This is a genomic window from Sphingobacterium sp. SGL-16, from assembly GCF_011043515.1.
Classification (GTDB): Bacteria; Bacteroidota; Bacteroidia; order Sphingobacteriales; family Sphingobacteriaceae; genus Sphingobacterium; species Sphingobacterium litopenaei.
The window spans coordinates 22,066-38,754 of sequence record NZ_JAAKGQ010000002.1 but is presented as its reverse complement, the minus strand read 5'-3'; the positions used below and the strand labels follow the sequence as shown (position 1 = coordinate 38,754).

16 protein-coding genes are annotated in these 16,689 nt (G+C 34.7%); 6 read left to right on the top strand and 10 right to left on the bottom strand.

Translation table 11 applies throughout. The features are described from left to right. The 3 genes from G5B32_RS01130 (at position 1) to G5B32_RS01120 (ending at position 3,359) form a co-directional block, all read left to right on the top strand. Positions 1-1,167, top strand: a complete 1,167-nt coding sequence (locus tag G5B32_RS01130) for an ABC transporter permease (RefSeq protein WP_165289715.1) — start codon at positions 1-3, stop codon at positions 1,165-1,167. Positions 1,168-1,731: 564 nt separating this feature from the next. Continuing rightward, positions 1,732-2,022, top strand: coding sequence for a hypothetical protein (locus tag G5B32_RS01125; RefSeq protein ID WP_165289714.1), 291 nt, complete (start codon positions 1,732-1,734; stop codon positions 2,020-2,022). 59 nt (positions 2,023-2,081) lie between these two features. Further along, positions 2,082-3,359, top strand: coding sequence for a tetratricopeptide repeat-containing sensor histidine kinase (locus G5B32_RS01120; RefSeq protein ID WP_165289713.1), 1,278 nt, complete (start codon positions 2,082-2,084; stop codon positions 3,357-3,359). A 132-nt stretch (positions 3,360-3,491) separates the two neighbouring features. On the opposite strand, the gene G5B32_RS01115 is transcribed toward G5B32_RS01120, so the two are convergent. From G5B32_RS01115 to G5B32_RS01100, 4 genes are all read right to left on the bottom strand, one after another. Then, complete coding sequence (locus tag G5B32_RS01115; protein ID WP_165289712.1) at positions 3,492-6,527, bottom strand: AAA family ATPase; 3,036 nt, start codon at positions 6,525-6,527, stop codon at positions 3,492-3,494. A gap of 1 nt (position 6,528) precedes the next feature. Beyond that, entirely contained in the window at positions 6,529-7,755 is a 1,227-nt protein-coding gene (locus tag G5B32_RS01110) for an exonuclease SbcCD subunit D (protein WP_165289711.1), read from the bottom strand. A gap of 23 nt (positions 7,756-7,778) precedes the next feature. Further along, a complete protein-coding gene (locus G5B32_RS01105; RefSeq protein ID WP_165289710.1) occupies positions 7,779-8,267 on the bottom strand; it encodes a hypothetical protein in 489 nt (162 codons plus the stop codon). A gap of 212 nt (positions 8,268-8,479) precedes the next feature. Further along, a complete protein-coding gene (locus tag G5B32_RS01100) occupies positions 8,480-8,890 on the bottom strand; it encodes a c-type cytochrome (RefSeq protein WP_165289709.1) in 411 nt (136 codons plus the stop codon). A 159-nt stretch (positions 8,891-9,049) separates the two neighbouring features. Between G5B32_RS01100 and G5B32_RS01095 the strand changes: the two genes are divergently transcribed. Beyond that, on the top strand, positions 9,050-9,706 hold the full coding sequence (locus G5B32_RS01095; RefSeq protein ID WP_240898972.1) for a prolyl oligopeptidase family serine peptidase: 657 nt from the start codon (positions 9,050-9,052) through the stop codon (positions 9,704-9,706). A 52-nt stretch (positions 9,707-9,758) separates the two neighbouring features. Here the strand turns inward: G5B32_RS01095 and G5B32_RS01090 are convergent, their stop codons facing one another. The 3 genes from G5B32_RS01090 to G5B32_RS01080 all read right to left on the bottom strand — a co-directional run bounded on the left by G5B32_RS01090 (position 9,759) and on the right by G5B32_RS01080 (position 11,573). Then, a complete protein-coding gene (locus G5B32_RS01090) occupies positions 9,759-10,607 on the bottom strand; it encodes a TraB/GumN family protein (protein WP_165289707.1) in 849 nt (282 codons plus the stop codon). 86 nt (positions 10,608-10,693) lie between these two features. Beyond that, positions 10,694-11,098 carry a DUF5606 domain-containing protein gene (locus G5B32_RS01085; protein WP_165289706.1) on the bottom strand — a complete coding sequence of 135 codons (405 nt, stop codon included), beginning with the start codon at positions 11,096-11,098 and terminating at the stop codon, positions 10,694-10,696. A 16-nt stretch (positions 11,099-11,114) separates the two neighbouring features. Next, the gene (locus tag G5B32_RS01080; RefSeq protein ID WP_165289705.1) at positions 11,115-11,573 is read right to left on the bottom strand and encodes a peptidylprolyl isomerase; all 459 of its coding nucleotides are present in this window, start codon (positions 11,571-11,573) and stop codon (positions 11,115-11,117) included. Positions 11,574-11,721: 148 nt separating this feature from the next. On the opposite strand from G5B32_RS01080, the gene radC reads away from it, so the two are divergent. Further along, complete coding sequence (radC, locus tag G5B32_RS01075) at positions 11,722-12,408, top strand: RadC family protein (protein WP_165289704.1); 687 nt, start codon at positions 11,722-11,724, stop codon at positions 12,406-12,408. Here radC and G5B32_RS01070 read toward each other — a convergent pair whose 3' ends face one another. From G5B32_RS01070 to G5B32_RS01060, 3 genes are read right to left on the bottom strand one after another with little or no spacing between them, the layout of a single operon-like run. Further along, positions 12,409-13,593, bottom strand: a complete 1,185-nt coding sequence (locus G5B32_RS01070; RefSeq protein ID WP_165289703.1) for an oxygenase MpaB family protein — start codon at positions 13,591-13,593, stop codon at positions 12,409-12,411. 3 nt (positions 13,594-13,596) lie between these two features. Next, positions 13,597-13,959, bottom strand: a complete 363-nt coding sequence (locus G5B32_RS01065; RefSeq protein WP_165289702.1) for a hypothetical protein — start codon at positions 13,957-13,959, stop codon at positions 13,597-13,599. Further along, positions 13,946-14,584 (bottom strand): YgjP-like metallopeptidase domain-containing protein, encoded by a 639-nt coding sequence (locus G5B32_RS01060; protein WP_165289701.1) that lies wholly within the window; start codon positions 14,582-14,584, stop codon positions 13,946-13,948. Before G5B32_RS01060 ends, G5B32_RS01065 begins: the two co-directional genes overlap by 14 nt. Before the next feature lie 83 nt (positions 14,585-14,667). Between G5B32_RS01060 and G5B32_RS01055 the strand changes: the two genes are divergently transcribed. Continuing rightward, positions 14,668-16,671, top strand: coding sequence for a M13 family metallopeptidase (locus G5B32_RS01055; RefSeq protein ID WP_165289700.1), 2,004 nt, complete (start codon positions 14,668-14,670; stop codon positions 16,669-16,671). The last annotated feature ends 18 nt before the right edge of the window (positions 16,672-16,689 follow it).

The window sequence follows — 16,689 nt, the reverse complement described above, 5'->3', positions numbered from 1 at the left end:
ATGAAAAACTTTATAAGTTTAGTCAAAAGAGAATTCCAGTTATTCTTTCAGAATAAGGTATTGGTGATGCTTTTTCTTGGCGCTCCTTTGATGTATGGTTTGTTGGTTGGTTCGGTTTACAAAAAAGGTACTGTAACACACATTCCTATCATCGTGGTGGATGAGGACCAAACACCGCTTTCCAAACAATTGATTGATATGTTCAATGAGAATGAAGTGATTTATGTTGCTTCGATCTTAAATGATAATTTCAATTCGCATGAGGAAGCTTTACGTAAAGAAGCTACAGTAGTGGTCAATATTCCAAAGAATTTTTCTTCGGATATTAATTACAACCGTCCTACAGAAGTCACCATGTTTGTGAATGCCTCAAACACGGTGACTTCTAACTATGCAATGATGGCGGTGAATGTGTGTGCAGGTACGTTGAAAGCAGGAATTCAGATCAAAGGGTTGGAGAAAAAAGGGGTTCCTTCGTATATCGCTTCACAACAATATGAGCCATTTAAAACCACCATCATCAGACAAAATTTCCGTTCGGGTAACTACCTGTACTTTATGCTACCAGGGGTACTCTTGACGGTATTTCAACAAGTCATGATGCTAGGATTGGCATTGAGTTTTGCTTCGGAATTTGAAAAAGGAACTTTCAGTGAGCTAATATTCAAATGTTCGAATGTTTTTGAGCTATTATTGGTGAAAATTACCCCGTACTTACTGATGTCCGTTTTAATTTATGCCTTATATTATGGTTATTCATTACTGTATAGAATGCCATTGCATGTAGAAGGTTTTGCATTTTGGGGTACTTCGGTATTATTCTTATTGGCAGTAGGTTTTTTAGGAATTTTAGTAAGTATTGCTATTCCAAATCAACTGAAAGCAACGGAAATTTTAATGGTTATAGCAACCCCATCTTTTATTCTAAGTGGTTTTACTTGGCCCTTGAGTCAAATGCCAAATTGGGTTGTTAATATAGCTAACTGTATTCCGTTAACTCACTACCTTAAAATTTTCCGTACGTTGATCGTGGAGAAAGGCACGGTGGATATGGTTACAAGTTCAGTATGGGGTTTAGTTATTATTGCAGGTGTAACTTTGATTTTGTCTGTGATTCTGTTGCAAATAAAAATTAACAAGACCAAAAAGGAAGCGCAAGTAGCTTAATGTTAGATATTAATTATATTCAAGGGGAAGGGCTAAATGTTTAACACTTAGCCTTTTTTGTTATTAATATTTTTATATAATCCTGATAAAATAAAAATTTCTTTGTAAACTATAAATTTCTTAAATAAGAAAATCTTATCTTTAAAAATATTTCCACAAAGACTGCCTTTCTATGAAATCAAAGAAACGGTATTAGTCACGTTTTTTATATTTATTTTATTTCAGTGTTATAGTAATCCTATATCAAAAGACTTATTACGTTTCAATGATTCGCTTGAAAATGTAATAAAAAAAGAGAAGGATTATAATAAAGTCCGTGATCATATCACGGATTTACTAAATACTAATTTTGCAAATAACGCACCATTTGTTATTGACTATATTGAAAAGAATATTTTAAATAACCCAACTTACACTTCTGATACCTTATTTTATGCAAACACATTAAATAAGTATGCGATTTGTTTCTTATTTACCGACGTAGATAAATGTATAGAAATAGCGAAGCAAGCATTAAAATATATTGAAGATAATCAAAAGACAGAAATTCTGGAAAAGGTAGCTTTGCTAAATTCTAATCTAGCTAATGCCTATGCAAATAAGGGGCATGATCACACGAGATTAAAAGTCTTTGCAGATATTCACCCCATCATCCTTAAAACGAAAAATCCTCAGATAATAAGGAACTATCACCATAGAATTGGAAGTTATTATTATGGATTTAATGAACTTGACAAAGCTTTAGAGCATTTATATAAAGGCATATTTATCGAAGAAGATTTTGTTTATCATCCGGGTTTTGCGGGTGCAACAGAAATTTTCATTGCCTCAGTTTATTTTAAAAAAACCAAATAGACAGTGTTCGAAAATATATCACCATTGCCAATAATATAAAACGTGCATAACTTCATCCTTTGTTCAATGCGAGAATAAAAAGTTTATTAGGCTTGACTGAAGCTTATAGAGGCGAGTACGAAAAGGCAAATCAACTTTTGAATGAAGGCTACCAAATTGCCACAAGTGTACCGGACACTTCGGAAATTTTGTATAACCAATTTATGCAAGCCAGAGTTTTGGTTTTACGCAAACAATTTGCAGCAGCCATAGAAAAATATAAGACAGTTATTGCCAACAATAATAAGGATTTTGCGCATTATCGTTATTACGTGTTGAAAAGTTTGATAGATGCTTATAAAGCAAATGGGCAATATGATAAGGCTTTTGAGACGTATGACATGTTGTTCACATTCATGAATGAACAAAAGTTTAAAAATCAGCAATTATATGCCGAAGAACTTAGTTACAACATGAAGTTCGATGAGAAATTAGCTGAAATAGAAAACCTAAAAATTAGTAATGAGAAAGCAGAATTGACAAAACAACGAAATAGTTTGTTTATTGCTGGACTTGCCGTTTCTTTAATTTTAATACTTATAGTCTTATTTTTGGTTATTAGAGCTCAAAAACACAATAAAATTCTGGCTAAACAAGAATATGACTTATTGAAAGCTAAATTGGAGGAAGAAGAAAATAACAGAATGATTGATGAAATGCAATTGCTTAAGCAAGTGGAAGATCGTGAGCGAAATCGAATTGCTACAGATCTTCACGATAGCATTGGCGGTTTATTGTCATCCATTAAGATATCCATGTACAGCTATCAAGAATCTACGAAATTAAATCCTGCACAGACTGAGCATACTAACCGAATATTAGAATACACTGACGAAACTAAACAAGAATTAAATCGAATTGTCTATAATCTAACACCTCTTATTGTAGAAAAATTTGGTTTGCTAGAAGCAATAAAACAGTATTGTAAAAAGATTCAAAACGAGCAATTTCAAATTCGCCTTCAAATCATCAGTGTACCTACAAATATCATGGTAGAAGATGAAATCACGCTATATCGTATAATCCAGGAAGTTTTACATAACATTGTAAAGCATGCTAAGGCGCAAAATGTTTTAGTTCAAATACAAACAGACAAGGAGTCTGGTATGGTGATAATATCTATTGAAGATGATGGTCAAGGAATGGATGTGGAAGAAGCAAAAAATAAAGGAGGTTTAGGAATGCGAAGCTTATTTTCTCGAGTTCAGAATCTTAACGGATCCATCAAAATCGAGTCGCAAAAGAATATAGGCACATCCATTTATATTCATTGTTTCCCAAATCCTATTAACGGCTAAAATATTAATCCCCTGCCTTGTATTAGACAGGTGCAGGGGATACTCTCTTATTTTATAACATAACAAAAACTTATTGCTGTTTTTCAAACCAAAAATAACGTAATACGCTTTAAATCAATTTATTATTTTATCTTAGTTTAACATAATTTGACTTCCTTTTTCTAAATCTTTCATCACTGTAATAGAACGAGGCATACGTTCTTTCAATTCTTCCACGTGAGAAATAATACCGACAACGCGATTTTCTTGATGTAGATATTGTAAGGTATCAAATACCGTATTAATGCTTTCCAAATCCTGTGTACCGAAGCCTTCGTCAATAAAGAAGAAGTTCTTATCTGCTTTATTCAAAGACTGAATATTTTCTGCCAAAGCTAAAGCCAAACACAAGGAAGCTTGAAAAGCCTGACCGCCAGACAGCGTTTTGGCTGAACGTCGGTAGCCATTATTTAAGTAATCTATAACCTCAAATTCATTATTCTCATTGATGACCAAGCTCAACTGATTTTTGGTCAAACGATGAAAACGATGATTTGCAATTTCACACAATCTCTGCAAATGAATGCTTGAAACATAATTTACAAAACCATTTCCCTTGAACATATTGAACAGAACATCTAAGTTTTTCTTGCGGGTATCAAGTTTCTGATATTCTAGGAGCAATTCTTGCTTCTTCGCTAGTTCAATCTTCAAGCGGTCTAAATCGTCTTTCAAAGCACCATAAATTTCGATCTGCAGATTTAATTCTTCTTTTTTAAGTTGAATTAAATGAGACAATTCGTTGAATCTATCTTCTGAATAATTATCCTGTTCCGCAATCTTTTGTAATTCCTGAATTCGATTCTCCAATGTGGAGTAGGCGACATAAAAATCCTGAACTGATTTTCTTGACACGCTGGTATTAAGGTTTTTATCTAATATCGACTTAACAGTTGCTACATCAGGAAAATTAAGTTCATTCAATAATTTATTTACGGATTGCTGTATTTCTTTAAGCTGATTTGCGTAGAGCGCGTGTTGTTCTTGCGCTTCGATATATGTTCCTTTTATTTGGGCATATCGGGTTCTATAGCTCAACAATTGCTTGGTAAAAAGCTCATAATCTTGCATGATCTTATCGATGCTTGTTTGCGTTTTTTGCGCTTTATCTTCTAGTACATCTTTATCATATTGCGCATATGCTGCAGCCTCTATAGCTTGTATTTGCTGTAGATTCTGTCTGATATTAGCATCCAGAACATTGATTTCATTTTGATATTCATTCAGCTTTACTTCAGCTTTTTGAATTTTATCGTTCGTGGTCTGCAATAAATCACGTTTTGATTTCAACTCTTCTTCAAGCTTTTTGAGTTGATCTTCTAATTGAAATATTTCATTCTTTTTCGTTTCAAAAAACGCACGATTATCTTTATCAAAATCATCCCAAACAAATGCCTGTTGATGAAGTTGAAATAGATTTTCAATCTTCGTGATTTCCTGCTGTAGTTTAGTGGATTCAATTTCTTTTTCAGCCAATATTCTACTGTTAAGCTGTAATTCTGCTTTTTGTTTTTCTAATATTTCCTTTTCTTGCTGTAATTGATTTTTTTCTGAATGTAATCGTGCGATTTCTTCATCCAAAGCTTCTATTTCCATAGGCGAGGGGTGTTCAGCTGATCCGCAAAGTGGGCAAGGCTCGCCATCATGCAGACTGTGAATATAGTGCGAAAGCTCTTGTTTGAGGCGAATGTCGCTATCTCGTTGCTTCAGTGCGGTATCACGTTGTTGCATACCTTCAAACTTATCTTCAATTTGTTGCTGCCATTCAGATTGAGTATAGCCATTCACCACAAATTGATTTTTTAGTTCCTCAATTTGTGATTTGAAATTAGTGATACGTTCGTGTTCCTCTTTTAAATCCTGAACCAACTGTTCATTTCTTTGATACCAGGAATCTATAGCTAATAATTCGGACGAATTTATACGAGACGATTTAAGTTGTTCTATCGCAGATTCTTGTTGTTCAATATCTTTAAGTAAAGTTTCAGCAATTTGCTTTTGTTCATTCAGAAACTCATTTCCCTTAATAATACCAACTTCTTTGACCGCTTTAATTTTCGCAAACTCAACATTCTGAATAAGTCGTTTAATATCCTGAATTTCGGCTTTCAGGTTATCTAAATTCTGGTATTGTGGGAGAAGCAGTTCCAGTGCTTGCTCGACTTCTGTCAAAGCTATTTTAGTAGCATCTTTAGATTCTTTTAAACCTTCAATTTTAGTCAGTAAAGCATTTTTACTCGTCGTAATCTGACTTAAATTATTAAGTGGCTCTCTGAAATTATTCAACACCAATTCATACTCATTGAGTTCGGCTTCAATTTTTTGGATGGCAGGCTTTCTTTCATTCAAAGCTGCCAATTCACCTTGCTTAATCTCTAAATCGATCCGATTTTGTTTCGCGATTTGTAAAGCCTTGAAGTGAAAATCAAGCTGTTCAAATTCCTTCTTAAAGCTTTCTAAGCTAATGGAAAGCTCTTGAAATTGTTGGTTTTTTAGTTCAATAATTTCGGTATTCACTTCTTCAAAGCCACTTAAAGCCCCCTTGAGATGTTCTAATTTCTTATTATTATCAGCCATCAGGCCAGAGACTTTTGGTCCAAGATCATATTGGTTCAGAAAGAAAATCTCCTTCATCATGTCTGAACGATCTTTTCCTTTTAGTTCCAAAAACTCTTTGAATTGTCCTTGAGGAATAATAATGGTTCTTCTAAAATTGGAATAAGATAAATTAGTAACCGCAGCACCATCATTCGATTCCATTGGTGACCAATTGCCATCTATCCATTCATAGGCACTCCGCTCATGATCTGTAATATCCTGAAATTTTTTCTTTCGTCTCCATTGCGCGACAAAACGAAACTTACGACCTTCAAAATTTAAAAACTGAAAATCTATGATCACCTGTGATGATTTCAGGTTCATCATATTGTAGGTACGCTTTTCTTTGCTATTTAGTCTTTCGGTTTCGCCATAGAGTGCATAGCCTATTGCTTCCAACACAGAGGATTTTCCCGAACCTACGGAACCAAATATTCCAAAAAGTCCCGCTTCGGTGAGGGCTGTAAAATCAATTTCTTGCTTTTGCTGATAAGAATATAATCCTTCGATACTTAAATATAATGGCAACATCTTATTCTTCCCCCTCTTTTGAATGCGTTAATACCTCTCTAAACAATTCCTTCAATTCCTCGTTTGGCTCTTGACCATATTTACTTTTGAAATAATCTCCAAACAATGAATGGATATCCTGATTTAATTTGACCTGCTCAGTAGCTTCTGTAGGACTATCTGCCTTATTTACAATTGGGATAATATGAATTATACCATCATGTGCTTCATGAATTCTTTTCAAATCCGCAGAAGTCATGAATGTATCACTAACCATCGTTAATTCGACCAAGGTATAGGGATTCTCGTGCAACCAAGCTACCGCTTCATCTACTTCGTAAAATGTTTTGCGGCACAACTGTTTGCCACTTCTTAATGGTAGAGCCTGAATGCGAGCTTCTTGATTTGGTTCTACATCGACAATTACAACTTTCTTTTCTTGCCCCGCTTCCGAAAAAGAATAGGCTAGAGGAGAACTGGAGTACACCACAGGACTTTGATGTCCTTTGATAAATTGATATCGGTGCAAATGTCCTAGTGCCGTATATTGAATTTGAGCTGGAATGGCGTCAGAATAAACGATATCCGCGTTTCCGATTTTAATCGGTTTTTCACCTTCGGGCTCTTCAAGGATTTCTCCGTCACGCTGCAGCATGTACAAATGTGCGGTAAGTAAATTGACGCCATTTGTATCACAATATTGATTGGCGAGGTTCTGCCAAGTGTTACGCAAAACTTCATTGAGTTGCTCACCCTTGTTTTCAATGCCAAGGAATTGTTTCAAACGAAGTTCATTCGCATATGCTGTAGTTAAAATGCGAACAGGGAAAGGAATATGATTTAATTTAATTTCTAAAAATCCTTTATCGGAATTTATTATAGCAAAGTTATTGTCTAGTTCAAAAGGTTTGACCTCTGCATGCGGATAGCCGATAAATATAATACCACAAGCACGAGCTAAAGGATCTGGTGAATCAATGCGATCAGGTGAATCATGATTGCCTGCGATTGCAAGCACAGGTCTTGTACCATTAGCCGTCAGTCTTTTTAGCGTTTGATATAATAATTCTGTAGCGTCGACAGGAGGGTTGAAGGTGTCGAACAAATCTCCAGCAACGATAACCAAATCAACCTGCTGTTGTTCTGCTATCTCACAAATTTCTTGTAGTACTTCTTTCTGTTCGTCTAAACGACTTATATAATCGAGCTTTTTGCCTAAGTGCCAATCAGCGGTGTGTAGTATTTTCATGTACGCAAATGATAGTTGAGCGATTATAAAAATACTGAATTTAGATGAGCCTTAAAGGTATAGTGGAAAAGTATCTTTTTTTTCGTTTGAATTCTTTCTTTGGATAATTTATACATTGTATTCATGTTTTTATCTTTGGGAAAAAAGTTGGTGCCTGAGGAGAAAAGATAATATGCCGATTTGAATTGTTTATCATAAAATAATTGCATCCCAACATTGTAAATCAGGGCATCCACATTCGGGATTTTCTTTAATGAAGTAGGAGTGTTACTTTCCTGTATTGTTTTTATTATCAATTTAGTCAAACTCTCTGCTGAGTGTATGTTTTTCGAATCAAAGGATTGCATACCCAAACTAACCGCATCCTTTACTTTTATTTCTTGCAATCTTTTGTCTTCTTTAAGAAAAGGATATTGTGTTTCCCAATTTTTTATATCTGTTAAGTTTTTATTTGGTTCTCTTTGAGTATTGATCTTCATAAGCAGCGTATCATGCAGTAAGGCAATAACCATCGTGTCCAAACTATTCACGGCATAACAGCTATCTAAGATAGATTTTTCGTTTTTGAAGTTCTTTGTTATGAACCGCAGTAATCGCTCTATTTCGCATAGGCTCATATGCTGTTAAGTCAAATACTACATATTCTTCATTTTCTTCTTTAACCTGTGCATTGCAGATCAAAGAAGAAAATATCAGAAATAGGATATAGAAAAAGGATTTCAAACTATTTAGCTAGAGCGAAAGTTTTGGGTTCGTCGTGACCATTATGACACGTTTCACAAGTGATGTTTTTAACGACACCATCATGCTCTTTATTGAAATACTTTTTATTAATTTTTTTGGTCATTTTGATCATCTCGCGAGCGATATTTTTCTTCGGATTCGCATCACTCGCAAAGTCCATACCTTTATCACCATTAGATTTTGGAGCATGACAATAATTACATTTAACACCTAATGCTGCGTTGAATCCACGCATAACCTTAGTCAATTCCTCATCAGAAATATTTTTAGGTAACACTTTTAAGTTTTGAGGTTTTTCGTTCTTAGTCCGTCCTGGCTGTGTAAATGCACTTACAGCAATTACTAATGCTAATATTCCGGTGAAGAAAAATGCTTTTTTATTATTTCTCATGTCTTTCAAATTATAATTTAATATTACACAATAAATCTAAATTGTCATAATAAAGTCATTGTAAATTTTCATTTAACTAATTTTTAGTAGTTTTGGGACTATAAAAATTCTAGACTACAAGTTTTTATGTTCAGACTATTGGTTTTTCTATTTATAACAATGCAAATTTTTGTTTCCAAAGCAGAAGAAACTTTACCCATAAAAAATAAAACAACTTATAATTTTTTACTTCATATACCTGAAAATGGAAAGGCAACAGGGAAGCTACCTGTTATAGTATTTTTGCACGGAAAAAGTTTATCAGGAACCAATTTGGAAAAAGTGAAAAAATATGGTGTTCTCTATGCTAAAAACCGAGGTCATGAGTTACCAAATGCAATTATCGTAGCTCCTCAAACCAATAAAGGCTGGAATCCTGATCATGTCATGGAGGTAATAGATTATGTACTGGACAATTATGATGCAGATCCTTCTCGTGTGTATGTGTGCGGAATGAGTATGGGGGGATATGGCACAATGCATGTTGCGGGCAAATATCCAGATCGCATAGCAGCAGCTGTAGCCATCTGTGGAGGTGGAAATGTCAATGATGCCTGCAATCTGACGAAGGTTCCGATGTGGATTCAGCACGGTAGTGCAGATAGGGCAGTGCCTGCTTCAGAATCCAAGAAGATATTTAATGCCATCAAAAGATGTAATAAAGATGCGGATGCTACATTAACCATTATTCGAGGAGGAAAGCACGGTAGCGTTGAAAAACTTTTTCATCAGGACGCCATTTACGATTGGATGATGAAATATAAGAAGAACCAATAAATGAAGAGAGGCATACAAATTTGTATGCCTCTCTTCATTTATGTTAAAATATTTAGTTCAATACAGGTGTTACGGTGTAACCTTTATCACGTAATAATTTAATCAAACCAACTTCACCGATTAAGTGTGCCGCTCCTACAGCAAATAAGGTTTTATTTTGAGAAATAATTGCAGGAATGTTTTCAATCCAATTGTTGTTTCTTTTTGTCAACATCAATTCAAAAGCTTCAGGAGTCATCCATTTTGGATCGTTAAAAATGTCTTCAAGAATGGATAGATTTTGTTGATTGTAAGCAGCTACCATACGTTGTGTCATTTGAGCTGCTTCATCATAAAGTTTTAAGTAATTGTAGAAATATTCTGGAGTAGCAATTTTGCTCATCATTTCTAATTGAAAATCTACAGTTTCCAATTCGCCGATTTTCTTTCCTTCAGCTAGAACATTAATTTCATTCTCTAAAGATTTCACTTCCAACGGATTTGGACAGTTGAAGGATTTCAAACTCAATAAGCTCATTACCATGGCTGGGTGCAACATATCAAACATTTTGATGGACATTTGGTTGGCTGCCAATGCACTGTCAATTAATTGAATCTGATTAGGTTGTAAACTGGTCAAAAAATCAGGAACTGGCGTCATCATTTTTTGCTGCATCGAAGCTGTATTTTCGGGATTAAATAAATTCACTTCAAAGTATATTTGATCAACTTCGCCAATTACGCGTTTTACTTTATCGTGCATGACAAAATCATCTGGACACATCATGTGGATTGTCCCCATTAAATAAGAATCCGTTTTTAAATTATTACCTGAAATTTTCCAAAGTACAGAGTTCTCTTGTGCAAAAGAAAATAGAATGCAGCAAAAAAGAGCAAAAGATAGTGTGATGAGTTTTTTCATTAAAATATATTTTAGTTAGTTAATTTCCCTAAAAATAAAAAAAGGGATTTAAATAAATTAAATCCCTTTCTATAAATCTTAAAATATTATTGCAATGGAGCAGGAGCCTCTTCATCAAATAGAGGAAACTCTTTAATAATATTGTACCAAGAAATAATTTTTTTGATGTCAGAAGTATAAACTCTAGCTTCGTCATGACCTGGAGCTACCTCGCGGAAGAAATTACGCAATTCCTCACCGCTAGCTTTAGTGTCAGGTGTATTTCCACCATTTGCTTTGATAGTTTCTAACACATCTAACAAACGGATTTCTTCTTCTTCACCGTAAATCGTGATATCTTCCAATGTAGCCATCTTAGTTGTATTAAGATTCACTACAGATTTGATTTTAGCTTTATCTAAAGTTTCTAAGATAAAACCGCCTTTATTTTGTCCGATTAGTTTGAATAATCCTGGTTTACCAGTTACAGATACTAATGCTCTTAAATTCATTATCTAGGGAATAAAATTAATCTTCAATAACTTCAATTGTTAAAATACGATCGCCTTGACGGATATCATCTACTACGTCAACGTTTTCAATTACTTTACCAAAACAAGTATGGTTACGGTCTAAGTGAGCAGTGTTATTACGGCTGTGACAAATAAAGAATTGAGAACCACCTGTATTTCTACCAGCGTGAGCCATAGACAATACACCACGGTCATGGTATTGATTTTCACCAGTCAATTCACAATCAATTTTGTAACCTGGACCACCTGTACCTGGGATTCCAGCAGCACCTTCACGAGAATTAGGACAACCACCTTGAATAACGAAGTCAGGGATCACACGGTGGAATGTCAAACCATCATAAAAACCTTCTTTAGCCAATTTAACAAAATTTGCTACTGTATTAGGAGCGTCAGCTGTATAGAATTGTACAGTCATGTCGCCTTTTTCTGTCTTGATAATTGCTTTACTCATTTCTAAATAAATTTTACGAGGTACAAATATAATATTTTTTATCCTAAGAAAGGCTTTTTGGAAGGTATAGCAGCATGTTAATGTTTGTTAAGTTTGATTCAATTTTGTAAATTCATGATAACCATTTATTTACTACACACTAACAGATATGGATAAACTTGTTATCCACGAATGGGCTGAATCAGATCGTCCGCGAGAAAAGCTCATGGAGCAAGGCAGAAGATCATTAACTGATGCCGAATTATTAGCTATCTTAATTGGATCAGGATCTACTAAAGAAACAGCTGTAGAACTTTGTCGTCGTATTCTTAAAGATGTGAACAACAATCTGAATGCGTTGTCCAAAAAAGAGGTATCTGACCTTTGTGCCTATCGTGGAATTGGCGAAGCCAAAGCCATTACCATTATTGCTGCCTTAGAACTAGGTCGAAGGAGACGCGATGAGCAAGTTATTGAAGTTCCAGTATTAAACATTAGTAAGCGCGTATACGAATATTTTAGAGCCAATTTACAGGATTTGCCACATGAAGAATTCTGGGTTCTATCCCTCAATACAGGCTGTAAGGTATTGGACACGCAGCTCATTGGGAGAGGAGGCAATGATTTTACACCTGTTGATGTACGAATCATTCTTCGTCACGCGCTACAGAGCAAAGCCAATTCCATGATTCTAATTCACAATCACCCTTCAGGCACTTTACAAGCTAGTCAAGCCGACAAAATATTGACTAATAAAATCAATGACGCTGCAAAAATTATGGATATTAAAGTCAATGACCATATTATTTTTACGGATACAGCCTATTACAGTTTTAGGGATGAAGGTCTGTTGTAATTATTGAGTATTGAACCGCTGATAGATCATGCGAACACGTTCCTGCTCACGTCCTCCATTCAAAATGGCTTGAATACGTGTTTCGTTATTAACGATTAGACGTTCATTTTGTCGCGTTTTCCAGATACTGACTAGTCCAAATCGGCCAATTTTCGTAGAGGGAAGCCCAAGAAGTTCGCAGGAATAATCTCCAAGGAGGAAATGATTGTAAAAAAGATGAACCTCTCGCATCATCATCCGCATCAATTTATTTTTAGGATAATTTGCCATTACAGGCTCTTCTTTTAAGGTATCAGCCAAGGATTTACTATCCTGATCACCTTCTCGCTGCGTCATAGTCCATAGATACAGTGCTTCAATTGCTTCGTTTTCATTCTCTGGAAGCAATTCTAAAGGAATACCCAATAAATACCCTACATATTTCCAAAAATGAAACAAGCCGTCAACTTCTTCCTCAGAGGGATGAATACCTATTTTGCGCAAACCTACCAGAAATACCGATGAGAATCCTAAGTTAGTAGCTAGCATATCCCAAATATTGATAGGAATGCCCCATTTATTAGAATCCCAATCCGTATGCTTCAGAATATTAATACGAGAATATGAATGTATAAAACGTGTGAGAAAGATTTGTCGGAATCCTTCAGCATTACGCTGTAAACCATTTTCCTTGGTAATATGTACCCAAAAGTTTACCGTATCCGTCAATCTTTTCACAGCACCTTTTTTAAGAGCACCGGTATAAATCAATGGTTTATTAATAGCTGAAGATTCATAACCGCCCATGAGACAATAATCACGAAGTACTATCAATGCGGAAAGACCCGCACGACGAGATAACTCCGAACCTAATCTCAATTTCTTCTCATCTAGCCAAGTTGGCTTTACATCAATTTTTGAGAAGAAAGTATCCCAAATTACTTTTTCATCGAAGGGTAATACCTCGTCCTTTAGATAAGCATATAAAGACTTATTTCCCTCAACAAAGCCTTTTTTCTCGTGCAAATCCAAAACTAATTGATCACCTAATCGATCCCATTCGTACAAAAATGGAATAAGCTTGTCAGCAACTTTTAAATCGGGAATAAAACCTAACTTTTGGAGCAATTGCACGCCAACTCCTTCATTCCAGTAATGGGCAAAAGATGATTCATTAATTTTATATCTATAAGGTTGATTCAGCATAGACTAATTATTTAAACTCCAATCAAAATATTCTGTCTTTGCGATAAGATTATCTTGATGTACTTTAAAATCAAAATCCAAATAATCGTTTACACAAGATTCCGTATCAGAACAACAATACCGTCTATCGATTTGAAATTTAAGCCGAAAAGAACCTGTATGTTCCTCGCGATCATACTTAAAATTTAATACTTCCAGACGATTAATTGAGGGACCTCCATCCAAATTGCTTAGATTATCAAGCACATACTCCGTTAATTTGCTTAGATTATCTTCACTTAGATTCTTACTAATTATTTGTGCGTCCTTTTCCAGTTCTCCTATATTAATTGGACTTATTTCTAATTGTAGCTCACTGTTGCTCATACTTATATATTCGTTCGCAATGTCTCCAATCGGAAACATGTTTGTTTAATAAAAAATATATCTGATCCTCAGAATATCTTAAAAATTTGCCCACTGTTAGTATTACAACATAGGTGATGAAATCTTTTGATTTCTCTTTTAATGCTTTCGCATAGGTGATGTGTTGCTTATTATGACAAATTGAAGAATATTTTGTTTTCAGATTCTTGAGATTTATTTCAGGAAGAATGATGTTCAGCTCTTCTTCTAGCATAGACATGCTATCATTTAAAAAGTTTAGCAACAAGCTATCCTTTAACTTTTCAATGCTTGATTTCGTGCTTAAAAATTTTGGGTGCGTGTATAGTATATTATTTTTTAAGTAAGAAGTTTCATCTACCTCTAATTTAATGGGATAATTCCTACCAAAAATATTGAGTTCATAAACTTCGAATACTAATTTTTTAGATTTCTTACGAATTACTTTTGGAAGTTCTTTTTGGATATAATGAATAAGATTTTCTTGAGGAAATAAAGCTGGAACATTCAAGTGAACTATATCATTTTCAACTTTACGCATGTAAATGGTATCAATATCAGTTTTTAAATGAATTACGTAGTTTTTTCCCTCTATTTCCAAATACATACACAAAATAGTTACTTTTTATTCCTTATGTAAATCATTATGTTTGCATAACATTTACATCACTTTAAATTAAGCTTATAAAGATGAAGAAATTTTTTGTTTTGACAGCAGCTTTGCTTGCCTCAAATTTCATTTTTGCGCAAGACTACAAAGCCATCAATCAAACATTCATGGATCAATCCGTACGTCCACAAGATGATTTTTACAACTACGTGAACGGTAATTGGATGAAAACAGTACAAATTCCGTCCGATAAAGCGCGTTGGGGATCATTTGATGAATTGCGTGAAAACACAGACGTAGCTGTATTGGAAATCTTGAAAACAGCTTTGAATGAAACACATGCCACAGGATCAGATGGCCAGAAAATTGCTGACTTGTACAAATCTTATGTGGATTTTGAAGCGCGTAATAAAATCGGATTACAACCTATCCGAAAACAATTAGCGGACATCAACGCTATTAAAAACCTTAAAGATCTAACCGCTTATTTTTCAAAATATGGTCGTGAAGGTGGAAATCCTTTTTACGGAGGTTACGTAGGTCCACACTTGAAAAACTCTAAAATCAATACTGTTTATCTTGGTGGTGGAGCGCTTGGATTAGGTCGTACATATTACCAAAAAGATGATGAAGCCAATAGAAAAACTTTAGCTGATTATTCGGAGTTCATCAACACCTTGTATGGTAAGATAGATCAAAAGACTAAAGATCTAAAAGGTCCTAAAGTTATTGCATTTGAAAAATCAATTGCAGCAAACTTGAAAACTGTAGAAGAATCTCGTGATGCTCAAAAACGTTATAACCCAGTTGCTGTTAAAGATTTGAACAAGCTGGTTAAAAATGTTGATGTTGCTGGATTCTTAAAAGAAGTAGGTTTTAAAGCTGATACAGTAATTGTTGGTGAGTTAAAATACTTCCAAAATTTAGATCAAATCGTAAATGAGAAAAATGTTACTGTAATCAAAGATTACTTAAAATTCCATTTAATTGACGGTGCTACTTCTTACTTGACAGAAGAATTAGATAAATTATCTTTTGACTTCTACGGACGTAAATTAAAAGGTCAAGCAGAGCAACGCAGTTTAGACAAGCGTGGTTTGGAGTTTGTAAACGGAAATGTTGGTGAATTGCTAGGTAAACTTTATGTAGAGAAACATTTCCCTCATGAAGCAAAAGAAACTTGTGAAGAATTAGTAAAATACCTAATCAAATCTTTTGAGCTTCATATCAAAAATTTAGAGTGGATGTCACCAATGACGAAAGAAAAAGCTTTAGATAAACTTTCTAAATTCACTGTAAAAATTGGCTACCCTGACAAATGGAAAGATTATTCTTCTTTAGCGATCGGTAATTCATTATACGAAAATGTTACGGCAATTAGTAAATGGAGATTCGAACAAAATTTAGCTAAACAAGGTCAACCCGTAGATAAGTTAGAATGGGGAATGACACCTCAAACGGTAAATGCTTATTACAGTCCTTTGAATAACGAAATCGTATTCCCTGCTGCTATCCTTCAAGCTCCTTTCTATGATTACAGAGCTGACGCTGCTGTAAACTTTGGTGGTATTGGTGCTGTTATTGGTCACGAATTATCACACGGTTTTGACGATTCAGGATCTCAATATGATGGTGATGGAAACTTGAATAACTGGTGGACAGAAGAAGACAGAACAAAATTTGAGGCTGCTGCTGATGCATTAGTTGCTCAATTTGAAAAGTATGAACCGGTACCAGGAGTTTTTGTGAATGGTCGTTTCACTTTAGGTGAGAATATTGGTGATTTAGGAGGTTCTTCTGTAGCATTTGATGCATTGAAAATGTATTTACAGGACAAAGGTAATCCAGGATTAATCGATGGATTTACTCCAGAGCAACGTTTCTTCCTGTCTTGGGCTACAATATGGCGTACTAAGACTACAGATGCATTTGTAATTAATCAGGTAAAAACAGATCCGCATTCACCTGCTCAATATAGAGCTTTTGCGCCAATTATCAATTTGGATGCTTTCCATGAAGCTTTTGGAACAAAAGAAGGTGATAAGTTGTTCGTACCAAAAGATCAAAGAATAGTTATTTGGTAATATTCAATTCTACCTATA

Coding starts and splice junctions, on each gene's coding strand:
- G5B32_RS01055 (WP_165289700.1), top strand. CDS start 14,668: ATGAAGAAATTTTTTGTTTTGACAGCAGCTTTGCTTGCCTCAAATTTC.
- G5B32_RS01115 (WP_165289712.1), bottom strand. CDS start 6,527: ATGTTGCCATTATATTTAAGTATCGAAGGATTATATTCTTATCAGCAA.
- G5B32_RS01105 (WP_165289710.1), bottom strand. CDS start 8,267: ATGGTTATTGCCTTACTGCATGATACGCTGCTTATGAAGATCAATACT.
- G5B32_RS01070 (WP_165289703.1), bottom strand. CDS start 13,593: ATGCTGAATCAACCTTATAGATATAAAATTAATGAATCATCTTTTGCC.
- G5B32_RS01085 (WP_165289706.1), bottom strand. CDS start 11,098: ATGAATTTAAGAGCATTAGTATCTGTAACTGGTAAACCAGGATTATTC.
- G5B32_RS01090 (WP_165289707.1), bottom strand. CDS start 10,607: ATGAAAAAACTCATCACACTATCTTTTGCTCTTTTTTGCTGCATTCTA.
- G5B32_RS01080 (WP_165289705.1), bottom strand. CDS start 11,573: ATGAGTAAAGCAATTATCAAGACAGAAAAAGGCGACATGACTGTACAA.
- G5B32_RS01100 (WP_165289709.1), bottom strand. CDS start 8,890: ATGAGAAATAATAAAAAAGCATTTTTCTTCACCGGAATATTAGCATTA.
- G5B32_RS01095 (WP_240898972.1), top strand. CDS start 9,050: ATGCAAATTTTTGTTTCCAAAGCAGAAGAAACTTTACCCATAAAAAAT.
- G5B32_RS01065 (WP_165289702.1), bottom strand. CDS start 13,959: ATGAGCAACAGTGAGCTACAATTAGAAATAAGTCCAATTAATATAGGA.
- G5B32_RS01130 (WP_165289715.1), top strand. CDS start 1: ATGAAAAACTTTATAAGTTTAGTCAAAAGAGAATTCCAGTTATTCTTT.
- radC (WP_165289704.1), top strand. CDS start 11,722: ATGGATAAACTTGTTATCCACGAATGGGCTGAATCAGATCGTCCGCGA.
- G5B32_RS01060 (WP_165289701.1), bottom strand. CDS start 14,584: ATGTATTTGGAAATAGAGGGAAAAAACTACGTAATTCATTTAAAAACT.
- G5B32_RS01110 (WP_165289711.1), bottom strand. CDS start 7,755: ATGAAAATACTACACACCGCTGATTGGCACTTAGGCAAAAAGCTCGAT.